This is a genomic window from Enterobacter ludwigii (assembly GCF_001750725.1).
GTDB classification, from domain to species: Bacteria; Pseudomonadota; Gammaproteobacteria; order Enterobacterales; family Enterobacteriaceae; genus Enterobacter; species Enterobacter ludwigii.
Genome location: NZ_CP017279.1, coordinates 2,698,181 through 2,711,928 on the forward strand (window position 1 = coordinate 2,698,181; position 13,748 = coordinate 2,711,928).

The 13,748-nt window shown below is 56.4% G+C and carries 12 protein-coding genes; 9 read left to right on the forward strand and 3 right to left on the reverse strand.

Going from position 1 to position 13,748, the window contains the following annotated elements:
- Positions 1–118: 118 nt before the first annotated feature.
- From purM to ppx, 4 genes are all read left to right on the forward strand, one after another.
- Positions 119–1,156: a phosphoribosylformylglycinamidine cyclo-ligase gene (gene purM, locus BH714_RS12640; protein WP_020883059.1), complete on the forward strand. Its 1,038-nt coding sequence runs from the start codon at positions 119–121 to the stop codon at positions 1,154–1,156.
- Positions 1,153–1,794 carry a phosphoribosylglycinamide formyltransferase gene (gene purN / locus BH714_RS12645; protein WP_014171132.1) on the forward strand — a complete coding sequence of 214 codons (642 nt, stop codon included), beginning with the start codon at positions 1,153–1,155 and terminating at the stop codon, positions 1,792–1,794. Before purM ends, purN begins: the two co-directional genes overlap by 4 nt.
- Before the next feature lie 229 nt (positions 1,795–2,023).
- Positions 2,024–4,084 carry a polyphosphate kinase 1 gene (gene ppk1, locus BH714_RS12650; RefSeq protein ID WP_040018112.1) on the forward strand — a complete coding sequence of 687 codons (2,061 nt, stop codon included), beginning with the start codon at positions 2,024–2,026 and terminating at the stop codon, positions 4,082–4,084.
- Positions 4,085–4,087: 3 nt separating this feature from the next.
- Positions 4,088–5,626, forward strand: a complete 1,539-nt coding sequence (gene ppx / locus BH714_RS12655; RefSeq protein ID WP_020883058.1) for an exopolyphosphatase — start codon at positions 4,088–4,090, stop codon at positions 5,624–5,626.
- Positions 5,627–5,630: 4 nt separating this feature from the next.
- On the opposite strand, the gene BH714_RS12660 is transcribed toward ppx, so the two are convergent.
- On the reverse strand, positions 5,631–7,871 hold the full coding sequence (locus BH714_RS12660; protein ID WP_040018113.1) for an EAL domain-containing protein: 2,241 nt from the start codon (positions 7,869–7,871) through the stop codon (positions 5,631–5,633).
- A gap of 370 nt (positions 7,872–8,241) precedes the next feature.
- Here BH714_RS12660 and BH714_RS12665 point away from each other — a divergent pair, with 370 nt between their 5' ends.
- Positions 8,242–8,412 (forward strand): YfgG family protein, encoded by a 171-nt coding sequence (locus BH714_RS12665; protein WP_020883056.1) that lies wholly within the window; start codon positions 8,242–8,244, stop codon positions 8,410–8,412.
- On the opposite strand, the gene BH714_RS12670 is transcribed toward BH714_RS12665, so the two are convergent.
- Positions 8,409–9,299 (reverse strand): LysR family transcriptional regulator, encoded by an 891-nt coding sequence (locus BH714_RS12670; RefSeq protein WP_040018114.1) that lies wholly within the window; start codon positions 9,297–9,299, stop codon positions 8,409–8,411. The genes BH714_RS12665 and BH714_RS12670 overlap by 4 nt on opposite strands.
- A gap of 97 nt (positions 9,300–9,396) precedes the next feature.
- On the opposite strand from BH714_RS12670, the gene BH714_RS12675 reads away from it, so the two are divergent.
- The 3 genes from BH714_RS12675 (at position 9,397) to BH714_RS12685 (ending at position 11,924) form a co-directional block, all read left to right on the forward strand.
- Positions 9,397–10,590: an MFS transporter gene (locus BH714_RS12675; protein ID WP_040018115.1), complete on the forward strand. Its 1,194-nt coding sequence runs from the start codon at positions 9,397–9,399 to the stop codon at positions 10,588–10,590.
- Between the two features lie 111 nt (positions 10,591–10,701).
- Complete coding sequence (locus tag BH714_RS12680; RefSeq protein WP_020883054.1) at positions 10,702–11,169, forward strand: DUF6130 family protein; 468 nt, start codon at positions 10,702–10,704, stop codon at positions 11,167–11,169.
- 11 nt (positions 11,170–11,180) lie between these two features.
- Positions 11,181–11,924, forward strand: coding sequence for an alpha/beta fold hydrolase (locus BH714_RS12685; RefSeq protein WP_040018116.1), 744 nt, complete (start codon positions 11,181–11,183; stop codon positions 11,922–11,924).
- 45 nt (positions 11,925–11,969) lie between these two features.
- Here BH714_RS12685 and BH714_RS12690 read toward each other — a convergent pair whose 3' ends face one another.
- The gene (locus tag BH714_RS12690) at positions 11,970–12,416 is read right to left on the reverse strand and encodes a winged helix-turn-helix transcriptional regulator (RefSeq protein WP_040018117.1); all 447 of its coding nucleotides are present in this window, start codon (positions 12,414–12,416) and stop codon (positions 11,970–11,972) included.
- Positions 12,417–12,529: 113 nt separating this feature from the next.
- Between BH714_RS12690 and BH714_RS12695 the strand changes: the two genes are divergently transcribed.
- The gene (locus tag BH714_RS12695) at positions 12,530–13,747 is read left to right on the forward strand and encodes an MFS transporter (protein WP_052445454.1); all 1,218 of its coding nucleotides are present in this window, start codon (positions 12,530–12,532) and stop codon (positions 13,745–13,747) included.
- Position 13,748 lies beyond the last annotated feature (1 nt).

The window sequence follows — 13,748 nt, forward strand, 5'->3', positions numbered from 1 at the left end:
CAGGGCCTGCTGAAAAAAAAATCCTCTCGCCGAGAATAGGCTCGCAAACGTTTGCCTGGACTGTTAGAATTGCGCCGATTTTTCTTACTAGCTATGCAATCGCGTGGGGACTTGAGCCGTGACCAACAAAACTTCTCTCAGCTACAAAGATGCCGGTGTTGATATTGACGCAGGTAATGCGCTGGTTGACCGAATCAAAGGTGTGGTGAAAAAGACCCGCCGCCCGGAAGTGATGGGTGGTCTGGGTGGATTCGGCGCACTGTGCGCACTGCCGCAAAAATATCGTGAACCTGTTCTGGTCTCGGGTACTGATGGTGTAGGGACGAAACTGCGCCTGGCGATGGATTTAAAACGTCACGACACGATCGGTATCGATCTGGTCGCGATGTGTGTTAACGACCTGGTGGTTCAGGGCGCAGAGCCGCTGTTCTTCCTGGATTACTACGCGACCGGAAAACTGGACGTGGATACCGCAGCAAGCGTCATTAACGGCATTGCCGAAGGGTGTCTGCAGTCTGGCTGTGCGCTGGTCGGTGGTGAAACCGCCGAAATGCCCGGTATGTATCACGGCGAAGATTATGACGTCGCAGGCTTCTGCGTTGGCGTAGTAGAAAAATCAGAAATTATCGACGGCAGTAAAGTGGCTGATGGTGATGTGCTGATCGCGTTGGCCTCCAGCGGCCCGCACTCGAACGGCTACTCTCTGGTGCGTAAAATCCTCGACGTGAGCGGCAGCGATCCACTGACCACCGAGCTTGATGGCAAGCCACTGGCTGACCATCTGCTGGCGCCGACCCGCATCTACGTGAAAAACGTGCTGGAGCTGATTGAGAAGGTTGACGTTCACGCCATTGCCCACCTGACCGGTGGCGGCTTCTGGGAAAACATTCCGCGCGTACTGCCGGACAACACCCAGGCGGTGATTGACGAATCTTCCTGGCAGTGGCCGTCCGTCTTTAACTGGCTGCAGACTGCGGGCAACGTGAGCTCACACGAGATGTACCGCACCTTTAACTGTGGCGTGGGCATGGTTATCGCGCTGCCAGCAAGCGAAGCGGATAAGGCGATTAAACTGCTGACCGACAAAGGTGAAAACGCGTGGAAAATCGGTATTATCAAAGCATCCGATTCCGAACAGCGTGTGGTCATTGAATGAAAAACATTGTGGTGCTCATTTCCGGTAACGGAAGCAATTTGCAGGCGATAATTGACGCCTGCAAACAGAAGAAAATCAACGGCACCATTCGGGCAGTATTCAGCAATAAGGCCGACGCGTTCGGCCTTGAACGTGCCCGGGAAGAGAACATTCCCGCGCACGCGCTGGAAGCCAGCCAGTTTTCCGGACGTGAAGCGTTTGACCGGGAACTGGTTCAGGAGATTGATGCCTACGCGCCTGACGTTGTCGTGCTGGCGGGGTATATGCGTATCCTGAGCCCGGCCTTTGTCGGGCACTACGCTGGTCGTCTGCTGAATATCCACCCTTCCCTCCTGCCGAAGTATCCCGGCCTGCACACCCATCGTCAGGTTCTGGAAAACGGCGATGAAGAGCACGGTACCTCCGTGCATTTCGTTACCGACGAGCTGGATGGCGGGCCGGTGATCCTGCAGGCAAAGGTGCCGGTCTTTGAAGGTGACAGCGAAGACGACGTTACCGAACGCGTGCAGACGCAGGAACACGCCATTTATCCTCTGGTGGTAAGCTGGTTTGTTGACGGGCGTCTTCAGATGCGCGACGGTGCCGCCTGGCTGGACGGCGTCAGGCTCCCTGCACAGGGTTATGCCGCTGACGAGTAGTTTGTTTGATGTGCCCGGCGGCGCGACGCCTGCACGGGCCTGTGGTCTTCACTGTCGGGTGAGCACCGCGCTTCCCGACATGCCCTTCCCCCAACCCTCTAAAATCCCCCAGAAAAAAAATAACTGTCATACTTTTCTGGCACTGTTGGACATATCGTGGAAATGCTCGCCATAATAAGGACGAGACGGATTTACCACGTCCTGTGATTGAACTGGAGTGTGAGCTGTAATGGGTCAGGAAAAGTTATATATCGAGAAAGAGCTAAGCTGGTTAGCATTCAACGAACGTGTACTCCAGGAAGCGGCAGACAAAAGTAACCCGCTTATCGAGCGTATGCGTTTTCTGGGGATTTATTCCAACAACCTGGATGAGTTCTACAAGGTTCGCTTTGCCGAACTGAAACGGCGAATCATCATCAGCGAAGAACAGGGCTTAAACTCTCACTCGCGCCATCTGCTGGGCAAAATTCAGTCGCGCGTATTGAAAGCCGATCAGGAGTTTGACGGCCTGTATAACGAACTGCTGCTGGAAATGGCACGCAATCAAATCTTCCTGATTAACGAGCGTCAGCTTTCTGTTAACCAACAAACCTGGCTGCGTCACTATTTCAAACATTACCTGCGCCAGCACATTACCCCTATTCTGATCAACCGCGAAACCGATCTGGTGCAGTTCCTGAAAGATGACTACACCTACCTCGCGGTGGAAATTATTCGTGGCGACACGATTCGTTACGCATTGCTTGAGATCCCGTCCGATAAGGTGCCGCGCTTTGTGAACCTGCCGCCGGAAACTCCGCGCAGACGCAAGCCAATGATCCTGCTCGATAACATCCTGCGTTACTGCCTGGACGACATCTTTAAGGGCTTCTTCGATTACGACGCGTTAAACGCCTACTCCATGAAGATGACCCGTGACGCCGAATACGATCTGGTGCACGAGATGGAAGCCAGCCTGATGGAGCTGATGTCATCCAGCCTGAAACAGCGCCTGACGGCGGAGCCGGTGCGCTTTGTTTATCAGCGCGATATGCCAGATGCCATGGTGGAAATGCTGCGCGACAAGCTGACCATTTCTCGCTATGACTCCATCGTGCCGGGCGGTCGTTACCATAACTTTAAAGACTTTATTGGCTTCCCGAACGTCGGCAAGGCCAATCTGGTGAACAAACCGCTGCCGCGTCTGCGCCATCTCTGGTTCGATAAATTCCGTAACGGTTTCGACGCCATTCGCGAGCGCGATGTCCTGCTCTACTATCCGTATCATACGTTTGAACACGTGCTGGAACTGCTGCGTCAGGCTTCGTTCGACCCGAACGTACTGGCGATCAAAATCAATATCTACCGTGTGGCAAAAGATTCCCGCATCATCGACGCGATGATCCATGCGGCGCACAACGGCAAAAAAGTGACCGTGGTGGTTGAGCTACAGGCACGCTTCGACGAAGAGGCAAACATTCACTGGGCGCGCCGTCTGACGGAAGCCGGTGTCCACGTTATCTTCTCAGCACCTGGGCTGAAAATTCACGCCAAGCTGTTCCTCATCTCCCGTAAAGAGGGGGAGGACGTGGTGCGTTATGCCCACATCGGTACCGGGAACTTTAACGAAAAAACCGCGCGAATTTATACCGACTACTCGCTGCTGACTGCCGATGCACGCATCACTAACGAGGTTCGCCGGGTGTTCAACTTTATTGAGAACCCGTACCGCCCGGTCAGCTTCGATTATCTGCTGGTCTCGCCGCAGAACTCACGCCGCCTGCTGTACGACATGATCGATAAAGAGATCGCCAATGCCCAGAAAGGGCTGTCGTCGGGCATTACGCTGAAACTCAACAACCTGGTCGACAAAGGGCTGGTGGATCGTCTGTATGCGGCGTCCAGCTCCGGCGTTCCGGTCAATCTGCTGATACGCGGTATGTGCTCGCTGATCCCTGAACTCGACGGCATCAGCGACAATATTCGCGTGATCAGCATTGTTGACCGCTACCTGGAACACGATCGGGTCTATATTTTCGATAATGCGGGTGATAAACAGGTCTATCTCTCTTCTGCAGACTGGATGACGCGCAATATTGACTACCGAATTGAAGTCGCGACACCGCTCCTGGATCCGCGGCTGAAGCAGCAGATCCTCGATATCATCGAGATTCTGTTCAGCGATACGGTGAAAGCACGCTATATCGACAAAGAACTCAGTAACCGCTATGTACCGCGCGGCAATCGCCGTAAAGTGCGGTCGCAACTGGCGATTTACGACTATATCAAATCACTCGAGCAACCCGATTAACCTATGCCGATAAATGATAAGACCCCACGCCCGCAGGAATTCGCCGCGGTCGATCTTGGTTCTAACAGTTTCCACATGGTCATCGCCCGTGAGGTGGATGGCGCGTTGCAGATCATCGGTCGTCTGAAGCAGCGTGTACACCTGGCGGATGGTCTTGATGAGCGCAGCATGCTCAGCGAAGAGGCAATGGAGCGAGGCTTAAATTGCCTGTCGCTGTTTGCTGAACGCCTGCAGGGCTTCTCGCCTTCCAGCGTATGCATTGTGGGCACCCACACGTTGCGCCAGGCGTTGAACGCGCCTGAATTCCTCAAGCGGGCCGAAAAAGTGATCCCCTACCCCATTGAGATCATCTCCGGTAACGAGGAAGCCCGTCTGATTTTCATGGGTGTTGAACACACTCAACCGGAAAAAGGACGCAAGCTGGTCATCGACATCGGTGGCGGCTCTACGGAACTGGTGATCGGCGAAGATTTTGAGCCGCGTCTGGTCGAAAGCCGTCGTATGGGCTGCGTCAGCTTTGCGCAGATGTATTTCCCGGGTGGCGCAATCAGCCGCGAAAACTTCCAGCGCGCGCGCATGGCCGCTATCCAGAAACTGGAGAACCTGGCCTGGCAGTACCGTATTCAGGGCTGGAACGTAGCGCTGGGCGCATCGGGCACCATCAAAGCGGCACATGAAGTGCTGTTGGCGATGGGTGAAAAAGATGGGTTTATCACCCCTGAGCGCCTGACCTTGCTGACCGAAGAGGTGCTGAAACATAAAAGCTTTGACGCCTTAAGCCTGCCGGGTCTTTCCGACGAGCGCAAAGCGGTATTCGTACCGGGGCTGGCTATCCTGTGCGGCGTATTTGATGCGCTGGCAATTAAAGAGCTGCGTCTTTCCGACGGCGCGCTGCGTGAAGGTGTGCTGTATGAAATGGAAGGCCGTTTCCGCCACCAGGATATTCGTAGCCGCACCGCGCAAAGCCTGGCAAACCAGTACAATATCGACCGTGAACAGGCGAAGCGCGTGCTGGAAACAACCGTTCAGATATACGACCAGTGGCAGGAGCAGAACCCTAAGCTGGCGCATCCGCAGCTTGCCGCCCTGCTGAAATGGGCAGCGATGCTGCACGAAGTGGGACTGAATATTAACCACAGCGGAATGCATCGCCACTCAGCCTATATCCTGCAAAACAGCGATCTGCCTGGCTTCAACCAGGAGCAGCAAACCATGATGGCGACCCTGGTGCGCTACCATCGTAAAGCCATCAAGCTTGACGATCTGCCGCGCTTCACGCTGTTTAAGAAGAAGCAATTCCTGCCGCTTATCCAGCTGCTGCGTCTCGGCGTGCTGCTCAATAACCAGCGTCAGGCCACCACCACCCCGCCCACGCTGAAGCTCAAAACGGATGACAACCACTGGACCCTGAGCTTCCCGCCAGACTGGTTTAGCCAGAATGCGCTGGTGCTGCTGGATCTGGAAAAAGAGCAGCAGTACTGGGAAGCGGTCACCGGCTGGCTACTCAAAATCGAAGAAGAGAGCTCAGACGTCGCGGCGTAACGGCTCAGGTCTCGACCGGCGACGCCTCTGCTTCCAGCAGTGACTCAAGCGCCACCGGTCTGCCAATCAGATAACCCTGCACATAATCGATACCTAGCGCGTGAACCGCGCTACGTATCTCTTCTGTTTCGACATACTCCGCGACCACCAGCATTTTCTTCATTCGCGCCAGATGGCAAATCGAGGCCACTATCTGATAGTCCAGACTGTTGTTGACGATATTGCGGATAAAGCTTCCGTCTATCTTAAGGATATCGGCGTCCACGCTTTTTAGCCGCGCGTAGCTCGCATAGCCGGTACCGAAATCATCAATCGCAATGCGTACCCCCATTTTTTGCAACTGCCTGAGGGTATGTAACGCCTGCTCACCACTGCCGAAGGTGCTGCACTCGGTCACTTCAAATATCAGCTGCCAGGGTTCCACGGCGTATTTCGCCAGCAGACGACTCACCTCAGCCGGGAACTGCGCACGGCACACGGTGGAAGGGCCCAGATTAATGGCAAAACGCTGGCCGGGCAGATGTACCCGATGCTCTGCCAGGAAGCGTAGCGTGTTCTCCAGTACCCACAAATCAACCCGCGACGACAGGCCAAACTCCTGGGCGACGGGCAGGAATTGCAAGGGAGAGAGCAACGCCCCGTTTGCATCCGACATCCGCAGCAACACCTCGTGGTAGCAATCGCCCCGCACGCCGCAAACCGGCTGGACCAGCAGAGTAAACGCGTTACTGTCGAGCGCACTTTGCAGACGGCTCATCATCGCAACCTTGTCCTTCAGGCTACGCTGGAGATGGACAGCACCGCGCTGCTGCAGATTTTCCGGATGGTTGGTAGAAATCGACAGATCGGCAATTACCCCCAGTTCACCGAGGACCAGATAGAGATGGGTCACCGGTGAGCGCACATAGCAGTAGCTCACGCCCACCTGAGGCTGCAGCGGCATCCCATCCCAGACAAAGCGGAACTGTTTAATATGCTCGTCCAGCGCCTCAATGCGTTGCTGGTGCGATTCCGCGTTAAGGCGAACCGCCAGGTCACAGCCGGTGAGGTGATAGACCCGCTCACTGGGCTGCAAGGTGCCATTTACCCACTGCGCCAGCTGCTGTTTATACAGGATCCGCAACAACACCCCGTAATTTCGGCCCAGCACCTCCAGCTCCGGAATGCGCAGCAAACAGAGCGCCGACCACGGGTTTTTAGCAAGATCGCGCGACAAGGCCCGCAGGTTCGGCATATGGACAACCGGGTCGAGTAGCGCCAGCCTGCGGGAACGTTTATTCGCGGCGCGCTGGCAGGTGGCCAGCATCGACATGTAAATCACCACAAACGAAAAGACCAGATAGCTGGAAGAGGTAATTGCCAGCTGAATGTCATACCCGGACTGTTGAGGGATATAGCGGTAAAAATAGTGAATAGACACCAGCAGCACCGGGGTCCAGATGAGCGACATCAGCTTATAGCCAAACCGCATCGCTCCCCAGAGCATCACCGGCATCAGCAACGACAGGGTGTAGTTGGTGGTGAAAATCGAGCTGTTTTCATTCATCGGGAGCAGCAGGAGGGTAAGCAGTCCGCCAAGCGCAATGGCCCACAGCAGAAATTCAATGACCGTCACCTTTTTGTCTATCTGCATTCGCACCTGCGAGACAAGACTTCTGATATACCGCGGATGGCGAATCAGACGGATCAGTAAATAGCTTAACGGCACGCCCGTCAGCCCACTGACCAGCAGCGCCTGATAGTTAATCAGCGTGCGAATATTAAGCGGGGTCAACCCCTCCAGGCTCTGACGGCTCTCATACACCCCCAGATAGAGGGCAAACTGGAACAGCACCAGAAACAGCGTCGCGGGGCAAAAGGCCTGCCAGAAGATACGCTGCGCCATCAGTCTGACATCCCCGTAAGCCGTCATGCTGCGTCTGGGCGCAAACACCCGATACCCTCCCCAGCTGAGCACAACAGGGACAATAAAATGAAAAATGCCGGCGATGGTTTCGAACAACCCAACCGACGGGTAGTAGCGGATGAACAGTGACAATACGATGCCGGGAAGCGCTTCCAGACCAAAAAACATCATCACCGAAAGCAGAAAGGAGAGAGGTAAATAATAGAGTGCCACCAGACCATCGCCCAATCGGGTAAAGGTATTGGCAACGCTTAATACAGGCAGTAAACCCACCGGTAAAATAAGCGGTAAAGCCCACCAGCGGTCTTTATTGTTTTTCAGGAAAGAAATAATGTTCATAGATGCCCGTTTAAACCCCTTTCGCTCCAGAGGGAAATGAAGACAGGCATCCAACCTGACGTACCTGCCGCCCGACAACGTGCGGGGCGAACAGTATGGAGGTGGGATTTTAAATACCAGGCCAGGGAAACCGTTGACTTAAATCAAACTAATTTACTCAAACGATCCTTTCTTACATTTTTTTTGAAATAGTTTTCTTCATATTATCAATATGGTAAATGCAATTATTAATTTCAATAACATTAATTAATGTAACTATTGACGGTTATTTACACATTTGCGAATTGACCCTCTCTTCCCGCTGTGCCTTAATATCCCTGTCGCCCAAAAGGGCATGCCCAGGAAAAACACAGTGAGTCAGGCCACGCGTATGCGAAAACGACATCAGTTCAACACCCGGATGACCCGCATCATACTGCTTATCAGCTTCCTGTTTTTCTTCGGCCGCTTCGTTTACTCCTCTATTGGCGCCTGGTATCACCATCAGGACAAGGCCCAGTCACAGCAATCCAGCCTGACCGTTGATTCAGCCGATCGCTAACGCGTCGAAGGATTTTGTAATATCCGAATTATCCCTGCTATTCCTTTGCTCAGGATTTTATCCTGGCGCATCACCACAGCCAGCTGTCGCTGCAGCACGGGGGTGAGCGACATCACGCATAGCCCTTCGCGGTCAGCCGCCAGGTCTACGGCCATACGCGGCACGATACTGTAGCCAAGCCCCGCACGTACCATCCGCTTGATCGCCTCGATGCTGCCCAGCTGCATCACCGGCGTGAGGATTCGCCCCTCGGCCGCAAACCAGCCGTCGATCAGCGCCCGGGTGCCGCTGCCTGATTCAAAAGCAATGAATGGCTGCGCGTGCAACGCAGCGGGCGTCAACGGCTGAAAACCGTCCTGCTGGTCCAGCGACGCGATAAAAACAAACTCTTCGTCCATCACCGGCGTAACGTCGAGCGCTCTTCCGCTCACCGGTAACGTCACCAGCCCCATATCAAGACGGTTTTCTTCAATTGCCCGGACGATGTCGAGCGTATTGCCGGTCGTCACGCCCACTCTGAGAAGCGGATAGTCACGTCCGAGCTGCTGTAACAGCGGCGGCAGAAGATGAATGCAGGCCGTTGCGCCCGTACCAAGCGTAATGGTGCCACTCACGTCGTGGCTGAACTCACTCACGGACCGAATGGCTTCATCCACCGCCTGCTGAATACGCTCCCCGTGCACCAGCAACGCCTGCCCGGCAGCCGTGGGTTTGATACCCCGCCCGGTACGCTCTACCAGCCGGGTTTGCAGAAACTGCTCCAGCTGGCGGATTTGCAGGCTGACGGCCGGCTGGGAAATGCCCAGCAGGTCCGCCGCCGCGGAAAAACTGCCGCGCTGGATAACCAGACGGAACGTCGCGAGATAGCCCAGGTTGAGCGTTGTCATTCAAAGTTTCTCTTATACAGCGCATAAGGTGACTGACCTGCCAGCACAATAGCGCGCTCGCTATGCTCAGGACAACTGCATAACGGAATGAAAAACAATGAAAACACCTGCCCTTCCCCGTCACCTCGCCCTCCGGGCAGGTTGTCATCAGCTTATCAACTGGGGGATCTCGTTTTATATGCCCGGGACCTTTGCCCAGGCGATTGTGGCCGACCGGGGGTGGTCATCACCGCAGCTCTACCTCGGCCTGACGCTGGCGATGCTGGTAATGGCGATGGTCTCCCCTTTTGTCGCCCGACTGCTGGCGTACGCTGGCGGGCAGAACGTGGTGATGAGCGGAACGTTACTGATTGCCGCAAGCTGCGCGGGCATGGCATATACGCAGACGCTGTTCGGCTGGTACGGTGCCTGGCTGGTTGCCGGTATCGGGATGCGGCTGTCGCTGTATGATGCGCTGTTCGCCGCGCTGGTGAACCTGTACGGCCAGCAGGCACGCAGAACGATCTCGCGCATCACGCTCGCAGGCGGGCTGGCCTCAGCGGTTTTTTGGCCGCTGGGTGATGGGCTGCTGAAAGTGATGAGCTGGCAACACGCATTGCAGATCTACGCCCTCTTTGGCCTGCTGAGTACGGTACTGATTCGCACGCTTCCCCACCAGCGGCTGGCGGCCCCCCCGCACGTTACCGCGCCGCCCGTGCGCCAGGAACGGCGTAACGGCTGGCGGTATGCCACGTTTATTGCCCTCATGACCTTTGTCTCTAACGGCACGTCCACCCATCTGCCAGAGTTTATTGCCAGTTTTGGCCTGCCGGTCGCCATCGGCATGTTGTGGGGCGTTGGCCAGACGGGCGCACGCGCCACGGAGGTGCTGGCGGGTGCACGCTTAACCCCACTCAACCTCACGCTCCTGACCGCCCTCGCCATGCCGCTCTGCTTTGTTATCGGGTTAAGCAGCTCGCTGTTTGTCGGGTGTGCCGCCGGTTTTGTGCTGGGCTACGGCGCCATCAACGGGCTGATGACGATAGTAAAAGCCACCCTGCCACTGACGCTTTTCAGCGCCGAAAGCTATGCCCGCCGCACCGGCATGCTGCTCATTCCCGCACAGCTTATGGCCGCGGCATCGCCGTTTGCCTATGCGTGGCTAAACAAAACGCTGGGGATCGCCGGCGCAATGTGGGTTTCCACCGCGCTGACGCTGGTGATTGCCGGGCTGGCGATAGCGATTGTGCGCAGTGCCGACCCCGCGCGGAATGATGAAATGTATCCCACTGTATCCGGAGCGCCACGCTGACAAGCCGGTACAAAACGCCGTTCCCCGCAAACATCCCGGATACATAAAAATGGTTTTCTGTGTCTGTCATTGTTTGAAACCGAATTTGAAACCGATTGAGGAGAGACTCAGATGATCCGTCGTTATTTACTGCTCCCTGCACTTGTTCTGGCGTCAGCAACCTGCTCCTGGGCCGCACCGCTGGATAACCTCAGCGCTGCCGATGTCAACGGCCCTGCCGCTGTTGCCCCGCTGGAACGTCCACAGCCGGCCGCTAAGCTGATTGTCGATCCACCGCTTGCCGGCCCGCTGAGCAAGGGGGCGGTCTTTATTCAATACCGGGCTGAAAACCTGCGCATCGAGCCGGTATTCGGGCCCGATGCGCTGAAGGTCACGCCACGTATCGGCCATATCCATGTCGTGGTGGATGACGCCCCCTGGCACTGGGCCGATACCAGCGGAGAGCCAATCATTCTGGTTGGGTTACCCGCCGGGAAGCATAAAGTGACCATAATTCTGGCCGACCCCACGCATAAACCCATCGACCATAAAACCATTGAATTCACCGTACCGCCTCACGCAACGGTCCATCATTTTTAAGGAGCCAGACAATGAAAGCACGCTCTGTACTGACGGCGGGTCTGCTGGCGCTTTCCGCCAGCGCCTTTGCTGAGAGCAAAACCAGCGTGGTGCTGGTCCATGGCGCGTTTGCCGATGGCAGCAGCTGGAACAAGGTCATTACCCGGCTGCAAAAACAGCATACCGAGGTGATTGCCGTCCAGCTGCCGCTCACGTCGCTTAAAGATGACGTTGCCGCCACCCGGCGCGCCATTGCACGGGCGCAGGGCGATGTGGTGCTGGTAGGTCATTCCTGGGGCGGAACGGTGATCAGCGAAGCGGGCAACGATGCAAGGGTAAAATCCCTGGTGTACGTAGCGGCCTTTGCGCCTGATTCCGGCCAGTCGACGGCGGACCTGGCGGGAAGTTACCCACCGCCAGCGGGGAGTGCGGATATCGCAAAAACGGCAGACGGGTATTTGTATCTCCCGCCAGAAGCCGTGATGAAAGACTTCGCACCGGATGCAGACGCCGTTGAGCAGCAGACGATTGCAGCCACTCAGGGGCCGATCAAGGCCGACGCGTTTGCGGAAAAAGTGAGCCATGCGGCCTGGCATGAAAAGCCAAGCTGGTTTGTGGTCAGCAAAAATGACCGGATGATTAACCCGGAGCTTGAACGTGCGATGGCGAAAACGATCCACGCGAAAACCACGGAAGTGGCAGCAAGCCACGTGTCGATGGTGAGTCAGCCGGGTGATATTGCCCGCACGATTGAGCAGGCAATCACAAACCATTAAGAATGACACAACAGCCCGCGTAGCGCGGGCTTGCAGAGCGTCGGGTTACGTCACTTTCTGCACGTCAGTATCTTGCGCCTTCAGCGCCGTTCCATCCTGCGCTGCTGGCGCCATCAGGGGAACCGGCTTGCCGGTACGCCTGTCGATCAACAGCGAGTGGCGCTCCCCGCGTTCAAACAGATGCTGCTCTCCCCACTGGCGAAGCGCAACGACGATGGGAAACAGGCTTTCGCCTTTGTCCGTCAGGACGTATTCCTGATACGACGTACCGTCTGACGCCCCCTGCATCGCGAGAATGCCCGCGTCGACCAGCTTGCGCAGCCGGTCAGCCAGAATGTTACGCGCAACCCCGAGATCCCGCTGAAAATCCCCGAAACGGCGCATGCCGTCAAAAGCATTACGCACAATCAGAAGCGACCAGCGATCGCCAATCAGATCGACGCTGCGGGCAACGGGACAGAATTCCTGTTCAATCGGTTTACGAGACGGCACAGCGTTACCCCGGCAGGTCAGTCAACAATAACTGGTTGCATTTTAAAACTGCATAGCCTAGCCTTCAACTGGTTTCTTTTTAAAACCACTTTACCCAGGGCGAGGATTTGAACATGTCACACGCGTCACCACTACCGTCAGATCGAAAAACCGGGCACGTCCGCTCAGGCGACATGCCGCGTAGCCTGGTGTGGCTGTTCGCCCTCGCCAGCGGCTTAAGCGTGGCCAACGTCTATTACGCACAGCCGTTGCTTGACGCGTTGTCCAGAGACTTTGGCATCAGCCATGGTGCCATTGGCGGCGTGGTCACCGCCACGCAGATTGGCTGTGCTCTGGCTCTGCTGTTCGTGGTTCCTCTGGGGGATAAAGTGGATCGCCGGCGCCTGATGGCTCTACAGCTTGTCGTACTGGTCGCCGCTCTGGTCGCGGTCGGCATGGCGCAGACGTCAACGATGCTGCTGGTGGGTATGCTCGCCACCGGCATGGCAGGAACGGCCATGACGCAAGGGCTTATCGCCTATGCCGCCAACGCCGCGTCGCCGCATGAGCAAGGCCGCGTTATTGGTGCGGCACAAGGCGGGGTATTTATGGGCCTGTTAGTGGCCCGCGTCGTCTCCGGAGGCATCAGTGATATCGCGGGCTGGCGTGGCGTGTATCTCTCTGCCGCCGGGCTGATGGTCATTATTGCGTTTCCGCTGTGGTGGAGGCTGCCCCGCTTGCCTGCGGTGCCTGAAACGATGAGTTACCCGCGCCTGATTCACTCAATGCTGACCCTGCTGCGGGAAGAAAAAGTCCTGCAGGTGCGCGGCGTACTGGCTTTACTGATGTTCGCTGCGTTCAATATTTTCTGGAGCGCTCTGGTGCTGCCGTTAAGTGCCCCACCCTATAACTTATCGCATACCGCCATTGGTGCTTTTGGCCTGGCCGGAATGGCAGGCGCGTTAGCGGCAACCCGGGCCGGAGAGTGGGCCGATCGAGGATATGCCCGGCGCACCAGCGCGGCTGCACTAGTCTTGTTACTCCTGGCGTGGTGGCCGATTTCACTGATGGATCGTTCGCTCGGCATTTTGCTCATTGGCATCGTGCTGCTCGATTTGGGCGGGCAGGCGCTGCATGTCACCAACCAGAGCCTGATCTTTCGCGCCCGCCCCGAGGCGCATAGCCGGCTGGTCGGGCTTTATATGCTGTTTTATGCCGTCGGCAGCGGTCTGGGCGCGCTGAGCACCACGATGACGTATGCCATCGCGGGCTGGCAGGGCGTCTGCCTGACTGGCGCAGCGGTGAGCCTGGTGGCGCTGGTGTTCTGGTGGGTAACGCGCAAAACAGGATAAG